The organism is Chthonomonas sp. (assembly GCA_016788115.1).
Classification (GTDB): Bacteria; Armatimonadota; Fimbriimonadia; order Fimbriimonadales; family Fimbriimonadaceae; genus UBA2391.
Window position 1 is genome coordinate 71585 of the sequence record JAEURR010000005.1, and the last position, 17291, is coordinate 88875.

General features: G+C 60.7%; 17 protein-coding genes, 1 tRNA gene and 1 other RNA gene. 9 read left to right on the forward strand and 10 right to left on the reverse strand.

Annotated elements, in window-relative coordinates:
* Positions 1 to 24: 24 nt before the first annotated feature.
* On the forward strand, positions 25 to 360 hold the full coding sequence (locus JNM85_02925; GenBank protein MBL8087010.1) for a hypothetical protein: 336 nt from the start codon (positions 25 to 27) through the stop codon (positions 358 to 360).
* Positions 361 to 427: 67 nt separating this feature from the next.
* Here the strand turns inward: JNM85_02925 and JNM85_02930 are convergent.
* Positions 428 to 503 (reverse strand) — tRNA-Asn (locus JNM85_02930).
* An 80-nt stretch (positions 504 to 583) separates the two neighbouring features.
* On the opposite strand from JNM85_02930, the gene JNM85_02935 reads away from it, so the two are divergent.
* The 3 genes from JNM85_02935 to JNM85_02945 are packed head-to-tail and all read left to right on the forward strand — an operon-like array spanning position 584 to position 2539.
* Positions 584 to 1462: a N(4)-(beta-N-acetylglucosaminyl)-L-asparaginase gene (locus JNM85_02935; protein ID MBL8087011.1), complete on the forward strand. Its 879-nt coding sequence runs from the start codon at positions 584 to 586 to the stop codon at positions 1460 to 1462.
* A gap of 10 nt (positions 1463 to 1472) precedes the next feature.
* Positions 1473 to 1856 (forward strand): SelB C-terminal domain-containing protein, encoded by a 384-nt coding sequence (locus JNM85_02940; protein ID MBL8087012.1) that lies wholly within the window; start codon positions 1473 to 1475, stop codon positions 1854 to 1856.
* Positions 1853 to 2539, forward strand: a complete 687-nt coding sequence (locus tag JNM85_02945; GenBank protein ID MBL8087013.1) for a copper homeostasis protein CutC — start codon at positions 1853 to 1855, stop codon at positions 2537 to 2539. Before JNM85_02940 ends, JNM85_02945 begins: the two co-directional genes overlap by 4 nt.
* Here JNM85_02945 and pulA read toward each other — a convergent pair.
* Positions 2517 to 5147 carry a type I pullulanase gene (gene pulA, locus JNM85_02950; GenBank protein MBL8087014.1) on the reverse strand — a complete coding sequence of 877 codons (2631 nt, stop codon included), beginning with the start codon at positions 5145 to 5147 and terminating at the stop codon, positions 2517 to 2519. The two genes, JNM85_02945 and pulA, sit on opposite strands and share 23 nt — an antisense overlap.
* Positions 5148 to 5245: 98 nt before the next feature.
* Here pulA and JNM85_02955 point away from each other — a divergent pair, with 98 nt between their 5' ends.
* Both JNM85_02955 and JNM85_02960 read left to right on the forward strand, forming a co-directional pair.
* Positions 5246 to 6226 carry an FAD-dependent oxidoreductase gene (locus JNM85_02955; GenBank protein ID MBL8087015.1) on the forward strand — a complete coding sequence of 327 codons (981 nt, stop codon included), beginning with the start codon at positions 5246 to 5248 and terminating at the stop codon, positions 6224 to 6226.
* On the forward strand, positions 6223 to 6915 hold the full coding sequence (locus JNM85_02960) for a hypothetical protein (GenBank protein ID MBL8087016.1): 693 nt from the start codon (positions 6223 to 6225) through the stop codon (positions 6913 to 6915). The genes JNM85_02955 and JNM85_02960 overlap by 4 nt, the downstream gene beginning before the upstream one ends.
* A gap of 52 nt (positions 6916 to 6967) precedes the next feature.
* Here JNM85_02960 and ssrA read toward each other — a convergent pair.
* Positions 6968 to 7320, reverse strand: a transfer-messenger RNA (tmRNA) gene (gene ssrA, locus JNM85_02965).
* A 104-nt stretch (positions 7321 to 7424) separates the two neighbouring features.
* On the opposite strand from ssrA, the gene JNM85_02970 reads away from it, so the two are divergent.
* Complete coding sequence (locus JNM85_02970; protein MBL8087017.1) at positions 7425 to 8078, forward strand: hypothetical protein; 654 nt, start codon at positions 7425 to 7427, stop codon at positions 8076 to 8078.
* On the opposite strand, the gene JNM85_02975 is transcribed toward JNM85_02970, so the two are convergent.
* Both JNM85_02975 and JNM85_02980 read right to left on the reverse strand, forming a co-directional pair.
* Positions 8075 to 8359, reverse strand: a complete 285-nt coding sequence (locus JNM85_02975) for a hypothetical protein (GenBank protein MBL8087018.1) — start codon at positions 8357 to 8359, stop codon at positions 8075 to 8077. The genes JNM85_02970 and JNM85_02975 overlap by 4 nt on opposite strands.
* A gap of 51 nt (positions 8360 to 8410) precedes the next feature.
* Positions 8411 to 9196: a class I SAM-dependent methyltransferase gene (locus tag JNM85_02980; protein ID MBL8087019.1), complete on the reverse strand. Its 786-nt coding sequence runs from the start codon at positions 9194 to 9196 to the stop codon at positions 8411 to 8413.
* Positions 9197 to 9388: 192 nt separating this feature from the next.
* Between JNM85_02980 and JNM85_02985 the strand changes: the two genes are divergently transcribed.
* Positions 9389 to 11440 (forward strand): DNA gyrase subunit B, encoded by a 2052-nt coding sequence (locus JNM85_02985; GenBank protein ID MBL8087020.1) that lies wholly within the window; start codon positions 9389 to 9391, stop codon positions 11438 to 11440.
* A gap of 7 nt (positions 11441 to 11447) precedes the next feature.
* Here JNM85_02985 and JNM85_02990 read toward each other — a convergent pair whose 3' ends face one another.
* Entirely contained in the window at positions 11448 to 13259 is a 1812-nt protein-coding gene (locus JNM85_02990) for an ABC transporter ATP-binding protein (protein MBL8087021.1), read from the reverse strand.
* Positions 13260 to 13265: 6 nt separating this feature from the next.
* A complete protein-coding gene (locus JNM85_02995) occupies positions 13266 to 13976 on the reverse strand; it encodes a hypothetical protein (GenBank protein MBL8087022.1) in 711 nt (236 codons plus the stop codon).
* A gap of 66 nt (positions 13977 to 14042) precedes the next feature.
* Here JNM85_02995 and JNM85_03000 point away from each other — a divergent pair, with 66 nt between their 5' ends.
* A complete protein-coding gene (locus JNM85_03000; protein ID MBL8087023.1) occupies positions 14043 to 14993 on the forward strand; it encodes a D-cysteine desulfhydrase family protein in 951 nt (316 codons plus the stop codon).
* On the opposite strand, the gene JNM85_03005 is transcribed toward JNM85_03000, so the two are convergent.
* From JNM85_03005 to JNM85_03015, 3 genes are read right to left on the reverse strand one after another with little or no spacing between them, the layout of a single operon-like run.
* On the reverse strand, positions 14990 to 15466 hold the full coding sequence (locus tag JNM85_03005; GenBank protein ID MBL8087024.1) for a DUF2752 domain-containing protein: 477 nt from the start codon (positions 15464 to 15466) through the stop codon (positions 14990 to 14992). The two genes, JNM85_03000 and JNM85_03005, sit on opposite strands and share 4 nt — an antisense overlap.
* Complete coding sequence (truB, locus tag JNM85_03010) at positions 15453 to 16325, reverse strand: tRNA pseudouridine(55) synthase TruB (GenBank protein ID MBL8087025.1); 873 nt, start codon at positions 16323 to 16325, stop codon at positions 15453 to 15455. The genes JNM85_03005 and truB overlap by 14 nt, the downstream gene beginning before the upstream one ends.
* The gene (locus JNM85_03015; protein MBL8087026.1) at positions 16307 to 17287 is read right to left on the reverse strand and encodes a bifunctional oligoribonuclease/PAP phosphatase NrnA; all 981 of its coding nucleotides are present in this window, start codon (positions 17285 to 17287) and stop codon (positions 16307 to 16309) included. Before JNM85_03015 ends, truB begins: the two co-directional genes overlap by 19 nt.
* Between the last annotated feature and the right edge of the window lie 4 nt (positions 17288 to 17291).

The following is a 17291-nucleotide window of genomic DNA, read 5'->3' on the forward strand; positions in this document are numbered from 1 at the left end:
AGAACTGCGCAAGAGGCTTAGGGCGTGGGTCGTTGCGACGCCGCGCGTGCTTTTGCACCGGATGTACTTTGGGAACTCGTGGCCCGTGCTCGCGGCATTCTTCGTGTGAACACTCGCCATCCGCACCCTAATGCGTGGAACCTGATCCGATTGGTATGGCGGCTTCGCCAGCCCCCGCACCCCGCGGGGACCGACCTCATCGTCGCGAGGCTAATGCACAGCACATTGCTCGCGCTCATCGACGAACCACTTCGGCTTCACATCTACCTGGCGCAGCCTCAACTGTACGCCCTCGCAAACTGCGTCCGTTCTTCGCGTGAGTCCCCAACACCATTTCATGTTGGATGCTCCCAGTTCTGAGGGCCGATCGGTGCCCCTCCACAAACACAAAAAACCCGCACAATCTGTGCAGGTTTCCCAAAAAAATTGGCTGCCGCAATAGGACTCGAACCTATGACCCGCTGATTAACAGTCAGCTGCTCTACCGACTGAGCTATGCGGCAACGCGTTCACGAATGATACCTCTCATCATCGTCACGTGCAACGGCTTTCTTTAGGGAGTACGATCTAGGCACAGATGACTATGCTGCTTTCTACGTGGCGACGCCCGGGCGAGGTCGCCATACGGGCTTCTTGGCGCGAACGGAGCGCGGGCGCAGACCTGCTCACTGCCATCGAGCGCGGACTCGCCACCGCCGAGCTTGATCCCGATCTCATCGCCATCGGCTGCGGCAGCGTGCCCAATTCCGAAGGCGAAATCGAGCTCGATGCCGCCATCATGGATGGCCGCGACTATCGGTCCGGCGCGGTCGGCGGCCTGCGCGAGATCATGCCCGCCATCTCCGTTGCCCGTCGGGTCATGGAAGACACGGACCATTGTATGATCGTCGGTCAAGCGGCCCAAGAATTCGCCCTCCAGCACGGATACTCCAAGGTCTCGCTGGACACCGCGAACTCGAGGCAGCGTTACGCCGAGTGGCTCCAGAATCGGCCTGATATCCCGACTTACGTCCACGCAAGCGACGACAAGATGGGAGACACCGTCACCATGCTCGGCCTAGAGACTGGCCCCCACTGCGTCGCCGCCAGCTCGACCAGCGGTATGCCGTTCAAGCTCCCGGGCCGTGTCGGCGATTCACCCATCGTCGGAGCGGGCATCTACGCGGACGACGAGATCGGGTGCGCCGGAGCCACGGGCAACGGCGAAGCGCTTTGGCGCTCGGTTGCCAGCTTCCGCACACTCGAGCACATGCGCGCCGGGCTCTCGCCCAAGGAGGCTTGCGACGCGACGATTCGTCATCTTGCCCGCCGCCAGCCGCACATGCTTGTTCTGCCCAGCGTCGTGCTCGCCATGAACTTGCGCGGAGAGTACGCTGCCTCCGTCGTGGGCGGCGAGTTCGAGTTGTGGGTCTGCCGCGACGGCGAGATATGGATGGAAGAGGTCGCCGCGATTGAGCTCTGAGCCCATCAAATTGAATCCGAAGCAGGACCGACTGCTCACCCGAGTCGAGCAGCGCCTGGCGATGGAGGGCATCAGCGCGCCCGATGCCATGGCCCTGGCGCGCGAACTTGTTATCCCGATCCAAGCCGTCCGCGAGATCGTCCGACTCGGCATCCTCGCGGGCCGGATCATCCCCTTGGGCGACGAACTCTGGTTCGTCCCCAGCACGCTCGCCAAGCTGCGCGAGGTGGCGCAAAAGCTCGATACCGGCGGAGGATTCTCGGTTGGCGAGTTTCGCGATGCGACGCTGGGCTCACGACGGACCGCGGTCCCCATCTTGGAATACTTTGACGAATTGGGTTGGACCGAATTTGACGGAACCAGCCGGCGCGCGCTCAGCCCCAATCGATCATGATCATCGAACTCGAGGTGATCGCTACCAGCGTCCAAGATGCCGTCCAGGCACAGAGCGCAGGTGCGCACCGCATTGAGCTCGTCCAAGCAATCGAGCTCGGCGGCCTTACTCCCAGCGTCGGGCTCGTGCGTGCAGTCAAAGCGGCGTGCGGTCTCCCGCTCATCGCCATGATCCGCAATCGGGCAGGCTGTTTCGAAGTGAGCGCGGCCGAGTTTGAAGTCATGCTCGCCGATGTGGATTCGCTCCGTGAGGCAGGGGCCGATGGGTTCGCCTTTGGAGTCCTCAATGCCTCCGGGACCATCGATTTCGGACGCGCGCGGCGGCTCGTAGCAGCGGCAGAGGGACGGGAGACAGTTTTTCACCGTGCCTTTGATTCCACCCCCGATGCGTTGGCGGCGCTGGACGTCTGCGTCGAGGTCGGTTGCACCCGTATCCTCACGTCTGGCCACGCCCCCAGCGCACTCGAAGGTGCGGAAAAACTACGCAATCTTCAATCGCGCGCTGCGGGCCGCATCCAGGTCCTGGCCGGGGGCAAGGTCCGACCCGCGAACGCCGCCGAGATCGTCCGCCGCTCCGGTGTACATCGCCTCCACGCGGGCCTGCTGACCACGACCGAGCGCGGCCCCGAACTTGACAGTCAAGCCGTGAAAGCGCTCCTGGCTAGCGTCGCCACAGGACCATGACGCTCAGCGGCGCAACATTGACCCCGCCACGCACGCTCCGGATCACCCCGTTCTGCGCCTTGTCGCCTTCGACCGCCACGTTCCAATCGCCACTCGCCAATTCCACCGCCGAGGTCGACTCAGAGCCGTTCAAGATCACCACGATCCGCCCCCAAGAGTCGCCGACCCTGCTCCCATCCAATTCAAAGACAGCCTGATTCTCGTTCGTTCCCGGTAGGAACTTCAGCGCAGAGCTCACCGTCTGACGGTCCGCCATTCGGAACGCGGGATGCGCGCGCCGAATGGCGACCAGTCCCTGCACGTACCGGTTCAATCGGGTGAATTCGCGCGCCCGCTTCCAGTCATAGCCGTTCACTCGGTCGCCCGCGTCGTAAGAGTTGCGGTTACCACCTTTCGTACGGCCAATTTCGACTCCGCCTTCAAGGAACGCCACACCTTGGGAGAGTAGTACTGCCGCCGTCGCGAGTCGAACTGCCGACTGCTGCGCATCTTTGGTCGCCTTCGGCATGGTCAGCGCAACTTTGTCCAGCAGAGTCATGTTATCGTGCGCGGAGACGTAGTTGATCGTCTCGACCGGTGCATCGGTGAAGTCCGAAGTCGAACCCTCGATCGCGGCGCGCAAGGCGTCTACCGAAACCGAACCGCCAGTCGCGAACCCCTTGCCGGGTCCGTCTAGCTCGCCGCGAAACACGTTGCGGAAGTGGTCATTGAAGACCGCCATGCCAGTGCCACGCTGCGCACCTTTGGGGAAGTAGGTCGGGCCGCCGCCAGTCCATGGCTCGCCGTACAGCACGGCATCCGGTCGCACCGCGCGAATCGCCTTCACCCAGTCTCGCACGCTCTGTGGCTGGTGCATGCCCACCAAGTCAAACCGGAAGCCGTCCACGCCGTACTCCTGCGCCCAATAGACCAGCGAATCGCGTACGTACTTCCGCGCCATGGGCCGCTCGTCGGCCCATGCATTTCCGACCCCCGACTCGTTAAGGACGGCACCGAGATCGTTCGTCCTGAAATAGTAGTACGGGACCGTTTGCCAAAAAGCGCTGTCCTTGCCTTGCGGAGGCCACGTGTGGTTGTACACCACATCCATCACCAGTCGGAGGCCGTTCTTGTGGAGCGCTGCCACCATGGTCTTGAACTCACGAATGACCGTGATCGGGTCGTTCGGGTTCGTGGAGTAGCTCTCCTCGGGCACGTTGAACAGGTTCGTCGCGTAGCCCCACGAGTAATCCCCTTCGTGGCTCAACAAAAAGTTCTGCGCTGGGAGAACATGGATATCGGTGACACCCAGTTTAACCAAATGGTTAAGGCCCGTAGCCTCACCGGTAACCGGATCCTTCGTGCCTTCTTGAGCCAATCCCAGGTACTTGCCCATCCATTCCGGGCGCACCCCCGAACCGGGCAACGAAGTGAAGTCGCGGACGCTGATTTCGTACAGGATAGCGTCCGTCGGATTCTTGTGCGTCAGCTTCGGACGGCTCGGCCAACCATTTGGTTGAGTCCGGGTCAGATCGATGACCATGGAACGCGTGGAGTCCTTGTTTGCGGCGCGTGACTCGATGTCCTGCGTGATCCGCTCCTCGCCATAGGATTGGAAACGGTACAGATAGTACTTGCCGTGAAGGTCGCCCTCCATGGTCGCCTTCCAAGTCCCTCGCTCGGACCGCTCCATGGGCACCACCCGCGCCGTCCCACCGGTCGCGGCATCGTATAGCAGTACGTCCGCACGCGAAGAAACCGGACTCCAAACCCTAAACGTCGTGCTGGTCTTCGTCCATCGCGAACCCAGATCGGTCTCGTCGTACTGCAAGTCCGGGTGGTTCAGCACGTCGCGCGCGTACAGCCGCCGCGCCTCACCCTTCACCCGAAACTCAAGTTCAGCGTGAAGTTGGTTCAGCGGCACTGCCCGCTCCAGCGTCACTTCCAAAGAGGCAAAGGAGTCCGCCTCTCGCGGACCCTCGGTCTTCTTGCCTACCGTTTTCGGCGGGGTCACCTTGTCCGAGTTGTTGATCGAATCCAGAATCGTCTTCGCCTTGAAATCGACGACGAATTTGACGATCGTACCGTCCGCCGGAACGACAATCGACATGTTGGTCCCGCCTGGCTCGAATCCCCGCCCGTAGTTCTCGGACCAGGACCCGTTCCGGGCGATCTTGAACTCATATCGCCCCTTCGGCAGCGCCACCACCAGTTCGTGGATCCCCGGCGAGACCTCGGTCATCAGGGTCGATTCGCCGTCTGGATCCCACTCGCCTTCGCCCAGCGCCGACTGCAGCGTGCCAGGGAGCACCACCCGGCCCTCGCGCCGCGGAGCCACGCGCGGCCGAATCGGCTTGCCAACGCCTTCCACGCGCACCGCGTTGATGATCTTGCTGCCAACCACGACCTCATAGTCCTTCGGATCGCCCGGCTTCACTGGCCCGTCAAAAGCAAACCGAACTCGATCCGGCGCGTCGAGGAACGCAGGCAGTGTTGCCGGTCCGTTCTGCGTCGACACTGCGACGACACCGGTTGCGGCCTGACGAGGCATGGAGGTGCATTGGGTAAAGCCGAGGACCGCGACTCCCCCGGCGATGATGGCGACGATTCTTATCCAAACCGACTGCATGAATTGAGTCTACGGTGTTAGGCCGCTACGATGCTTCATTCTCGTGCGCACGGGTACAACCATGAGGTGACGAATCTCGCCCCATGGACACCTCGACGATGAGGGTGGGCATTATCGGCGCTGGCATGGCAGGCTTGGCAGCGGCGCGACGATTGCAGGAAGCTGGTCACGCCTGCGTCGTTTTCGAAAAATCCAAGGGCCTCGGCGGTCGGCTTGCGACTCGGCGGATAGACGAGTTCACCTTCGACACAGGCGTCACTTCTCTCTCCCCCGGCACCTCGGCGCTCGGCATCGAAATGACCGAGAAACTCGATACGACGGACCTCATTGAGATCCATCGCCGCATCGATGTCCACGAGTACGGCCGCATCTCACCCGGCTCGTCGACCGCGAACAAGGGTGTCCGGTATGGCTACCGCAACGGCGTCACCACTATCGCAAAACTACTCGCCGAGGGGCTTGAAATCCGGCTCTCGACTCCGGTCGAATGCATCAACGAGGTCGCCAACCGATACGAACTGCATGGAGAGCTCTTTGATCGGGTGATCATCACTTCGCCCACGCCTCAAACCCAGTTCCTGCTCCAGACCGTCGGCGAGCGCCGGGCACTCGATTCCGTCCGCTACCGCAGTTGCCTCAGCGTCCTGCTCGGCTACGGCACACCCGATCCCGACGTCCCGTACTTTGCGCTGATTGACCCAGAGCAGCGCAACCCGCTTGTTTGGCTCAGCCTGGAGTCGGTCAAGGTCCCTGGCCGCGCGCCAGAGGGCGCATGCGCCATGGTTGCCCAGTTGAACGCCGCCTACAGCGCCGAGTACTTTGCGGCTCCGGATGCAGAGATCGTCAGCGAAGCGGTCGCCCAGGTACGACGTCTGCTCGGCCACGAGTTCGATCATCCACAGGTCTCCGAAGTCAAGCGTTGGAAGTACAGCCAGCCCGAATTGAGCATCTCGTTCGACTCCGCGAACCCGCCCGGGACACGTGTCCTCGTCGCCGGTGACGGCATGAATGGCGGCCGTGCGGAGTTGGCTTACGACAGCGGATTGCGTGCAGCCCTGCGACTGATGGAGGAAGCATGAGAATCCCGCTTACGATCGCATTATGCACGTGGTCGGTAGCCGCGACCGCGCAGCCGCACCTTCTCTACCGGGTGTCGAGCGGTGGAGCGGTGGTCGGCAAGGCGTACTTCAAGCACTTGCCTGAGCCGGACGGCGGTCGGCGGCTCATCTGGACGCTCTTTCTGAAGTCCGGGGGACTGGACATCCGCGTTCGCAACGAGGCGGTGTACAGTTCCGAAGGGCTCCCAACCTACAAACTGCTCGAAACGGAGTACCCTGCCATGAAGAGGACGGACCGCGCAGAGGTCACTCTGACCAAGGGACTTGCGACGGGCACGATTACGACGGACCGCAAGGTGCGGAAGGTCAACGAGCAGCTGGATCCCTCGCTGCCCGTCGCCGATCCGTCAATTTTCTGGTTCCGGACAGTTCGACCGGAGGTGGGCGACCGCGTTACCTTCTACCATTTCGACCTGGATGCCCGGCGCTGGAGCTTGGTCGAGACTTCTTACGTAGGACCACGCACGCTGACCATTGATGGCCGCGAAGTAGAGGGCCACATGACCATCACGACCCGGGCGGGTGAGGACGGCGAGGTCTTCATGGGCGGCGACGGAAACGTCCTGCGGATGCGTAGCGGACCGTTCGTGATCGAGCGACAGTGGGACGATCCCGCTCTGAAGCCGAAGGAAAAGCCGGCAACACCCTAGTCCAAGATCGACGGGGAGCGTCCCTTTCAGGGCTTGGCGAGTAGGAAAAACTTGGTGGAGGCGGGGAGAATTGAACTCCCTTCCAAAACTGTCGGCCTCAAAGTTACCACGAGCGTCTCCCCACGATTATGTTCGGTGGAGGCCTAGCGCAGGGCAACCTAGCTTTCCACCTAGTCTGGTTGTTTTAGGCGGTGTCTCTACAGACGGAAGAGACCCCGACGATCCGGATTTCGCGACGTCTGAATCAAGCCTACCGGCTCGGCACTGATCAAACGCGCTGCGTTAATTAAGCAGCGTAGGCGTAACTGTTATTGGCAGTTATTGTTTTGCCGATTTTAACGAGGCCATCGGCTCCTCGGCTCGCAACTGTAAGTCGAACCAGCCCTGTCGAGCCCGTTCGCCCCCACTTGTTCTTTATTATGGACGCTTTGGCGCGATTCTTGGTTCCGAAGTCCCGAACCCGCAACATTGCCTGCAAGCAAAGTTGAGGTCTGCGGAATACAACGCGCATGTCACCGCGTTCTTCTCTCCGCCCAGCGGGTCTGCTTGCGGTCTGTGCGTCACTGTGTGCGTCCAGCTTTGCCGCGCCCACCGCACTTAACTCCATCCCGTCCACCGATGTGCTTGGCCATCGCGAAGCGAGCTTGGTGTACACCCTCGCGGGAACCGAACGGAAGATCAGTAAGCGGTACAGCCATGCAAACTCGCTTCAATTGGGATTGTTCGACCGGCTTGAGTTCGGATTCGACAACGACTTCGATGGGTTCACCCCGCTCAACCTAAAGGTCGGCCTGGCCATGCCCGGAGATGTCAAGCGGCTGCCGGGACTCGCCCTGTGCGCCGGTTACGCGAACCATGACGGCCTCGCCGCCGAGCCGTACGTCGTCTTCTCGCACCCCGTCGCCTGCGGACGCCTCACGTGCGGCTACGCCCATTCGGGTGGCCGCCACCGCGCACTCCTCGGATGGGATCAGGAAATCATGCGCGACACGGTCCTCATGCTCGATCACACGAGTTCGGTCAACGGATTCACTTGGGTGGGCCTGAGCTACAACATCGCCGCCGTGCCTGGACTTTCCGTGTGGGTCGGAGCGGCACGGCCGAACACTTCGGGTGATGGGACACAGCATTCTGCGTCTCTCACGTACAACTTCCGATTCTAGTCGCCCGAGATCGCGTCGATGGTCACGTTCACCGTGCCCTTCTTGAGGTCAACCGACTGGATGCGCACGGTTTGACCCGCATGGAAGGAATGTCGGCCCGAGTTAGCCGTGTGGTACGGATGGATGTGCACCGTCGTACGGTGCTCGCCCGAGCGGACCACCAACGTTTGCGACACGCGCTGGCCCAACCGGCCAGCAAAGGTGATGCGCTCCTGAACGCTCTCGACGGAGAGCGTGGGAGCGGGTGAAGCGAGCAAAAAGAGTCCAAGGGTGATGATCATGGCGGGTTCCTACGCCCTTAACCTATCACGCTTCGTGCCAATTGCCAAGAATCATCCGGGTCGCCGACACACGACCATCATCCCGCGCTTCATGCCCCGGGGCAAGAAATCCGAGATGCGGTAGAAAAGCGACCCCATCCACGGCTTGATCCGCTTATTCTTCTGCCGGTACGTCGGGTTGAAGTAATTGTACGTATCCGCGTGGATCACCTCCAGCCCCGCCTTCTGCGCGTACCGAACCAATTCCGCCAGAGTGCACTCCCGATAGTGGTTTGGGCTCTCCGGATCGTCACTGATCTCTTCGTACGGGTGCTTGCCCAGCAGCAACTGGATCCGTTGCTTGATCCCAACTGCATTCGGCGTCTGGATCAGCAGAACTCCCCCTGGCTTCAGACGCGAAGCAAGGTACTCCAGCACGATCCGCGGTGACGTGTACAGGTGCTCAATCACCTCAGCAAACGTGATGGCGTCGTAATCTCCCAGATCCTCCCGCCAATCTTGCTTACGCTGTGCGAGATTCAGATCGAACTGAAAGTTCTGCCCGTAGGGGGTCTCCTCGTCGGGTGAGAAGCTCAGAGAGTCCACTCGGCATTTGAAAGTGCGATGGAAAAGGATCGAAGTGAACGTCGGGCCGACGTCCAGCAGCCGCGACTCGGCCGTCAACCCCAGCCGCTCCAACATCAGTACCAGGCATGCGAAACGCCGGGAGTGAAAACCGACGTACTCCGGCGAGAAGCAGACGTACTTCTCTGGCAAGTTTTCAAACCGCTCATGCCGCATCTCCGCGATCGTCCGCTCCAACTCTCGCAGTCGAGTTTTGTCCAGTTTCACGTCCATCGAATGAGTCATCGGTTGATCCCGTGGCAGATTCTACACCGGGGTTCGCCCTGCCCCTGCGGACCGGCCCCGCTTAGGTACAATACTGGAGTAAATGCAGGTTCATTTGAATCTGCATTGAGATTTGCGCCTATGTCTGAAATGGATAAGAACGAGAACCCCTCCGACGAGCCCGAGCTCACACAGGAGAAGATGGACTCCCACGACGCCACCAACACCGACGAGACCATTGCGAATCGTATCGAGACGGCGTATGACGAACACTCGATTCAGGTCCTTGAGGGCTTGGAAGCCGTTCGCAAACGCCCCGGCATGTACGTTGGCGACAACGGTCGAAAGGGTCTGCATCAGATGTTTCGCGAGGTCATCGACAACTCCGTCGACGAAGCGCTCGCCGGACATGCGAACCAGATCGACGTCGTGCTCCACTCAGACAACTCGATGAGCGTCTCCGACAACGGGCGCGGTATCCCAGTTGGGATCCACGAAAAGATGGGGATCTCCACGCTGACCGTCGTCATGACCGTCCTCCACGCGGGCGGTAAGTTTGGCGAAGGCGGCGGATATAAGGTCTCGGGCGGTCTGCACGGCGTTGGCGTTTCCTGTACCAACGCTCTCTCCGAGTGGATGCTCACCACCGTCCGCCGCGAGGGCAAGGTTTATCAGCAGCGGTTCGAGGCCGGTATCCCAATCGGCGAAGTCGAAGTCATCGGCAAGGTCAAGAGTGAAGAGACCGGCACCACCCAGCGCTGGCTCGCCGACGGGACCGTGCTGAACGAGACTACTTACGACCTCCACATCCTCAAAGGTCGCATCAAAGAACTCGCTTACCTCAACCCCACGGTGCGGTTCACCTTCGTCAACGAGCGCAACGCCGAAGACAACGAAGAGTTCTTCTACCAGCGCGGTATCCAGCAACTCGTCGAAGACGTCAACGACTCCAAGAGCGTCATTCACAAGGTCGTCTACTTCAAGCGCGTGAAGGAGAGCTATGAGCTCGAAGTCGCGCTCCAATACCACGTTGACTACGCCACGACGATCCTGGCCTTCTCCAACAATATTCATCAGCCCGACGGAGGCACTCACGTCTCCGGCGCGAGCGCGGCCCTCACCCGAGTCATCAACAGCTACGCGCGCAAGATGAACTTGCTCAAGGAGAAGGAAAAGAACTTCTCCAGCGAAGACGTTGCCTCGGGCCTGACCCTGGTCATCTCACTCAAGCTTGAGAACCCGCAGTACAACTCTCAGGATAAGGTCAAGCTGGTCACCCCCGAAGTTCAGGGGATCGCGAACTCGCTCGTAGGCGACGGTCTCATCACGTTCCTTGACGAGAACCCACAGATTGCAAGGAGGATCGTCGACAAGGCGATCATGGAACAGCGGGCGCGTGAGGCCGCCCGGAAGGCCATGGAGAGCGTCAAACGGTCGAGCGCGATGGACAGCTTCGGCCTACCCGGCAAGCTCGCCGACTGCCAGAGCAAGGACGCCGAGAAGTGCGAGATCTTCCTTGTAGAGGGCGACTCGGCCGGAGGAAGCGCCAAAGCCGCTCGCGACCGAACGACCCAGGCCATTTTGCCCCTCCGTGGCAAGATCCTCAACGTCGAGCGCGCTCGATTGGACAAGGCGCTGGATAACGAGGAAATCAAATCGCTCATCGCCGCTCTGGGTGTCGGGATCGACGTCCAAATTTCGCGAAAGCAAGAAGACGACCCGATGGCAGTCGAAGGTAACGGGAACGGCAAGAACAAGGACGAGCGCATGTTTGACCTCGCCAAGCTCCGCTACCACAAGGTCATCATCATGACCGACGCGGACGTGGACGGCGAGCACATTCGCACGCTTCTACTCACCTTCTTCTACCGCTACATGCGTCCGCTCGTCGAGGGCGGCTTCCTGTACCTGGCCCAGCCGCCCCTGTTCGTTGTCCGCGACGGCCCCACCAACCGCATCTACTGTCAGAACGAGCCCGAGCGCGATTCAATTGTCGCAGAGCTCAAGAAGAAGCGAAAGAAAGAGCCGCAGATCACGCGCTTCAAGGGTCTCGGCGAAATGAACGCCGACGACTTGGGCGTGACCACTATGGACATCAACAATCGACGCCTCGTACAGCTCAAGCTCGATCCCGAGTTTGAGATGGAAGTCGAGATGATGTTCTCACGGCTGATGGGCGATAAGGTGGAACCTCGACGCGAGTTCATCGAACGACATGCTCGCGAAGCGATGCAAGTCGACTGGCACTACTAAGAAGTCTTTAGGCGGGGTCTGGCGTCAGGCCCCGGTGCTGCTCTTTGTACAACTGCGCAAACAGCCCGTCTAGCTGGAGCAGTTCTTCGTACTTGCCCCGCTCGACGATCACGCCATCTTTCAAGACCAAGATGAGGTCGGCATGCAAGATGGTCGAGAGCCGGTGCGCGATCGCAAACGTCGTGCGTCCTTCCATGAGTGAATCCAGCGACTGCTGAATCAGGCGCTCGCTCTTTGTATCGAGAGCGCTGGTCGCCTCATCCAAGATCAGAATGCGAGGGTTCTTCAGGATCGCCCGCGCGATCGCGAGTCGCTGTTTCTCCCCGCCGCTGAGCTTGTAACCCCGCTCACCCGCTATGGTCTCGTACCCCTCGGGGAGCGACATGATGTGGTCATGAATCGCTGCCGCCTCGCACGCGGCCACCATCTCTTCTTGGGTCGCATCGGGCTTGCTAATGCGCAGGTTCTGGCTGATGGACGTGTGCAGGAGGTACGTCTCCTGTGTCACCGCGCCTACGATCTGCCCGAGGTCGGCCAGCTTGATGTCCCGGAGGTCGATCCCATCGATCGTGATCGCACCAGAGTCCACATCGTATAGTCGGGGCACCAAATAGTTCAGGGTCGTCTTGCCCGCCCCGCTCGGCCCCACCAAGGCGATCAGTTGCCCAGGCTTGGCCTCAAACGAGATGTCCCGCAGCGTCCGATCCTGTGATTGAGCGTCGTACGAAAAACTCACGTGCTCGAACCGCACTTCGCCCTTGACGTCCTGAGACCGGAGCGAGCGGGCGTTAGGCCGCTCGGTGATGTCGTGCGGCAGATCCAGGTACTCGAAGATCCTCTCGAATAGCGCGATCGACCCGAGCAACTCGACCTGGAGCCCAACGATGCCGGTCAGCGGGAAGAACAGCCTGTTTTGGAGCGCGGTGAAGGCCACCAGCGTCCCGACAGTGATATTCATATCTCCGCGGCCAAGCAGCCACCCGGCAAACCAGTACACGACTGCCGGAATCATCTGCGTGATCATCCGGATCATGCCAAAGAAGGCGTATTGCAACACGACCGATTTGATCTGCCAACCGGCCAGATTCTGATTCTCAACCTCGAACCGCTCGGCGACCAAATCCGCCCGCCCCAGCGTCTTGGCGAGCAAGACCCCCGAGACCGACAGATTCTCTTGCATCATCGAATTGAGTTCGCTGGTTTGCTCCTGCGTCCCCTTGCGGACCTTCCGTGCAAAATCGCCGACCTTGTTCCCTAAACCCATGAAGATTGGCGTCAAGCCAATGGCCACCAAGGTCAGTCGCCAGTCCATCAGGAACATGGCAATCAGCGCAGAAACACAGATCGCCACGTTCGAGAGCGCGTCGGTGATCGTGCTGCTCACGACGTTTTGCACACCGCCCACGTCGCTGATCAAACGAGTCTGAATGTCGCCAGTCCGCGTACTGCTGAAGAAGCGAAGCGACATCCCCTGCAAGTGGGTGAACAGCTTGCGGCGCATGTCGCACATGATCCGCTGACCCATGATCGCGCCGAGCCAACCGTACAGCAGAGTCATCCCTGCGCCCGCGAGCACCAAGATGATCGTCCAAATTGAGAGCCGAGTGACCAGGGCAAAGTCACCCTTGGCCAGCCCTTTGTCTATGATCTGCTGGAGTAAGAATGGCGGCAGTAACCCCAAAAGGACCGCGATGGCTACCGAACCAAGGATTCCAAGAACGATCTGACGGTGGGGCTTGAAGAGGCCCAACACACGCCGGATGATGGCACGGTCAATTGCTTTGCGTGCGGGCTTCCCTTCTTGTGCCGGTTCGTCCATCAATGACTATGTGGTCTGGAAGTTGGACTGCGCAGGGGCACTGTCAGCCTGCATGGTGTCGCCCTTCGGCGCGAGCGGGGCGTAAAAGAATCCGACCAACGCGAGCACACCCAGCACCGTCAGAGCTAGGAACGCACCCTGCGCAAACCGAGCCATCCGCTGTTGGGCTGCTTCGCTGATCGTGATCCCCCACCGGATGCAGAAATTCCAGATCCCGTAGCTGAAGTGGTAAGCGCTGGCGGTGATCCCGAGCACGTAGAAGGCCAAGACCGAGTAAAAGCCAGCGGAGAGGTGCGCCGCCCAGTTGTCGTACAGGATCGTCTTTTCGACGCCGTAAAGCGAACCCGCGACCGAAGTCGTCGCCATGTGATAACACAGGAAAATGAACGCGAAGATGCCCGACCAGCGCTGAAGGTTGTAGTAGCGATTCTCGCGGAATCCCTTGGCCTTGGGAGCGGTGTACGGCGACATCCGGTTGACGATGAACAGACCATAGACCGCGTGAAAAATCAGCGGAATCCACACCAAGCCGTACTTGAGCACGAGCAACACGTGCTTGGGCATCCCTTCAAAGAAGTGGATCACAGAATTGTATGCGTCGGGACCGGCCAGCGCGAAGCTGTTGAGAGTCAAGTGCTGAACCAGATAAAAGCCGACGGGGACAATACCGGTCAGCGAATGGAGCTTGTGCCAGAAATAGCTTTCGCGGGCTGCCATAGCGTTGACGATGATCTTACCTTCATTCGCGTCGCGCCTCTGACCTGGGGCGGATACACTCGGAGGATGGTCTCGCCGATCCCACTCATCGTCAAACCGACCCCGTGCCACCGACTGGAACGGGCGAGCCAGCAGTTGGGCATCGACCTCTGGATCAAGCGAGACGATCTCACCGGTTTTGCCCTCGGCGGCAACAAGGGCCGCAAACTGGAGTACTTGATGGCCCAAGCCATGGCGGATGGCTGCGACACCATCGTGACCTGCGGTGCAACCGAGTCGAACTTTATCCGGCAACTGGCCGCCGCCTGCGCGGTGTGTGGAATCCGGTGCGTGGCCGTCGTCATGGAGACCCCTTACGAAGACGGATTTGCCCCGCCGACCACCCCCCACACGGGCATTGGCAATCCGACCATCACCCAGCTCTTTGGCGCGGATATCCACGTACTCCCGAACGGCACCTGGGACGCCCTTTTCGCGGCGATGGATGCCAAGTCGGCGGAACTCCAGCGTGGCGGGGCCAACGTTCACACGATCCCCATCGGCGGTAGTTCAGGACTCGGAGCTTACGCCTTCCTGCAGGCCGCCGACGAACTACCAGCGTGCGACGTTATCGTTTGCCCCACCAGCAGCGGCAGCACCCTGGCTGGGCTCCAGTTGGCCTTCGAGGGGTTCGCCACGCGTGTGATCGGCATCGCCGCCGATCCCGAGCCCGCTCTCAAGGACGATGTTTTGCGCGTGGCGAACGAACTCCGCGCGCTGCTTGAGTTGCCAGAGGTCGATGCCAGCACTTTCGATCTAAGGCGTGAGTTCGTGGGGCCTGGTTACGGGGTGCCCAGCGCAGAGGGCGATGCGGCCCTCCGCTGGCTGGCCCAGACCGAAGGGATACTGCTCGACCCCATCTACTCCGCCAAGGCCTTCGCGGGCCTGCTCGACATGGCAAAGAGAGGCGATTTCAACGGCGAAACCGTCGTTTTCTGGCACACTGGCGGGATCCCCGCGCTCTGGGCGTTCTGCTAGCGACTGGTCACTTGGTGGAGCCAGGCGACGGGATTCTCCGAGCGGTAGTCGATCGCCGCGAAACGGACTGCCCCAAACAAGAAAAAGACCCACGCTGTGGCGACCATCCCCCGGTTGAAACCCGGAGTATCGGTGATGAACCGCTTCTTGCGCACGAACCCGTAGAGGCACATGAGCGCGGTCACGCCCCAAGCCAGAAAGAGGAGCGGGCCTAGTGGATGAGTTTGAAACGCCATGGCAAAATTGCCGTGTGCCACATGGGTGAAGCTCGTCGTCAGGCCGCAACCTGGACACGGGCGCCCGTACAGCAGGACGCTGGGGCAAGGTGGCAAACCCAACTGCTGGTGCGTTCCGTGGCCGAAGTGGCTTGGTCGCAGCCAAAGAGCGACGACAACCACGAAAACCCAACTCAGGAACCAATAAAGGTGTCCGAGGATCGATCTCCGATCGGGAGCGGGCTCAAAGCGGACCATGGAGAAGCTCTCTTGGAATAACGCAATCCGGCTGAAGTCGGTTCTCTTGGACTCGGGCCATGCTGAAAACATCGCCCTGTTCATCCAACAATGCCGCAAATCTACCCGCCACGGGGTACGGAGCGGTGATGTAGTTTCCATCCCGGACGCGCCGCACCTCCAGGTCGTTGAGTTCCACCATCGGAATCCCCCGCAGCGCGGACCGAAGTGGGATCAGTCGATCGGGGACGATATCCTCCAGCGAGACCGCATCGTCTAGCGTGAACGATCCGACACTCGTTCGTCGCAGCGCGCTCAAGTGAGCACCGCAGCCAACCGCCTCGCCCAGATCGTTCGCAAGCGTCCGGACATACGTGCCGCCGCTGCACACCACCCGGAATTGTGCGGTTTGCTCGCCGAATTCGCTCAGGTCGAAGGAGTCAATGAAAACGGTGCGTGGCTCTCGCACTACTTCCTTGCCCTCCCGCGCCAGGGCGTACAGCGGCTGACCGTTCTGCTTAATCGCACTGAACATGGGCGGCACCTGCTGAATCTGGCCAAGGAACTGGATCCTCTCAAGCAAGATGAGATCGCGGAGGTTTCTCGGGACTGCGCACGTCTTGACAATCTCCCCCTCTGCGTCGAGCGTATCTGTGGAGGCGCCAAACGTGATCTCGCCTTCGTACACCTTGGGTTCCAGAGGCAAGTACTGCAGGAAACGCGTCGCCGCGCCAACGGCCAATACCAATACGCCTGTCGCCATGGGGTCCAAGGTCCCCGAATGCCCCACTCGGCGCGTGCCGAGCTTGCGTCGCGCTGCGTTCACCGCGTCGTGAGACGTGATGCCCTGCTGCTTATGGACTACGAGGATTCCAAGCATAGACGCACGGCGGCAATGAGATCGGCTTCCGCCCGAGCTAGTGACCCATCAAAAGTAATGCCAGCGGCGTTGCGATGACCTCCGCCGCCAAATTTCTGCGCAACGGTCGCGACATCGACCAGTCCACGCGAACGTAAGCTAGCGCGGACCATCTTGTCCGGCGCAGGTTGTCGCAAGATCGCCGCCACCCGCACTGTATCGATGCTGAGAAGTTCATTGACGAGCCCTTCCGTGTGCTGCTCCAGTGCGCCGGTCGAGGCAAAATCAGCGGCTTCCAGCACGCTCCAGGCGATCGAACCGTCCTCGCTGATCTTCATACGATCTAGGCAGCGATTCAGGAGTTGCAGGCTCGCCAGGGGTCGTTTGCCGTACACCTCCTCGCCGATGCGCACGATATCTCCGCCCGCGGCGAGCAAGTCGGCAACGGTGTGGAGCGACTCCTCAGTCGTGTTGCGATAACGAAAGCTCCCGGTGTCCGTCACGATCCCGGTCATCAAGCAGGTCGCCATAGCGGGGCTGATCGGTGCGCCGAGTTGCTTGATGATCCGGTACAGCACCACCGCCGTTGCGGGGGCGGCCACGTCCACGATTCGCAACGTCCCGGGCTCCTCATGGGGGACGTGATGGTCGATGATGACTAGTTCACGGCACTGCTCGAAGCTCGGCTGCGTACGGCCCAACCGGTGCAAGGCATCCAAATCCAGAACGATCCCCACGTCGTGAGAGCGCTCAGCTTCCAGCTTCAGTCGATCGAGACCGGGCAAGAAACCGAGGTTGTAGGGAGCGAGATTGTTGCAGATGAGCTCGTTGGGAATTCCGCGCGAATCCAGCAGGTGGCAGACCGCCAGTGCGGACCCCAAAGCATCGCCATCCGGGTTCAAGTGGGTGCCCACTAGTACCGACTTTGCGCCCGCAACGACGGCGTCGAATCGCTCAGCAAGGCTCGCAAGGTTCGGTTCCAACAAG

Bases quoted from the DNA above. Each gene is read 5' to 3' on its own strand.
- pulA (MBL8087014.1), bottom strand. From the start codon at position 5,147: ATGCAGTCGGTTTGGATAAGAATCGTCGCCATCATCGCCGGGGGAGTC.
- JNM85_02985 (MBL8087020.1), top strand. From the start codon at position 9,389: ATGGACTCCCACGACGCCACCAACACCGACGAGACCATTGCGAATCGT.
- JNM85_03000 (MBL8087023.1), top strand. From the start codon at position 14,043: ATGGTCTCGCCGATCCCACTCATCGTCAAACCGACCCCGTGCCACCGA.
- JNM85_02935 (MBL8087011.1), top strand. From the start codon at position 584: ATGCTGCTTTCTACGTGGCGACGCCCGGGCGAGGTCGCCATACGGGCT.
- JNM85_03005 (MBL8087024.1), bottom strand. From the start codon at position 15,466: ATGGTCCGCTTTGAGCCCGCTCCCGATCGGAGATCGATCCTCGGACAC.
- JNM85_02970 (MBL8087017.1), top strand. From the start codon at position 7,425: ATGTCACCGCGTTCTTCTCTCCGCCCAGCGGGTCTGCTTGCGGTCTGT.
- JNM85_02995 (MBL8087022.1), bottom strand. From the start codon at position 13,976: ATGGCAGCCCGCGAAAGCTATTTCTGGCACAAGCTCCATTCGCTGACC.
- JNM85_02960 (MBL8087016.1), top strand. From the start codon at position 6,223: ATGAGAATCCCGCTTACGATCGCATTATGCACGTGGTCGGTAGCCGCG.
- truB (MBL8087025.1), bottom strand. From the start codon at position 16,325: ATGCTTGGAATCCTCGTAGTCCATAAGCAGCAGGGCATCACGTCTCAC.
- JNM85_02980 (MBL8087019.1), bottom strand. From the start codon at position 9,196: ATGGACGTGAAACTGGACAAAACTCGACTGCGAGAGTTGGAGCGGACG.
- JNM85_02975 (MBL8087018.1), bottom strand. From the start codon at position 8,359: ATGATCATCACCCTTGGACTCTTTTTGCTCGCTTCACCCGCTCCCACG.
- JNM85_02945 (MBL8087013.1), top strand. From the start codon at position 1,853: ATGATCATCGAACTCGAGGTGATCGCTACCAGCGTCCAAGATGCCGTC.
- JNM85_02955 (MBL8087015.1), top strand. From the start codon at position 5,246: ATGAGGGTGGGCATTATCGGCGCTGGCATGGCAGGCTTGGCAGCGGCG.
- JNM85_02990 (MBL8087021.1), bottom strand. From the start codon at position 13,259: ATGGACGAACCGGCACAAGAAGGGAAGCCCGCACGCAAAGCAATTGAC.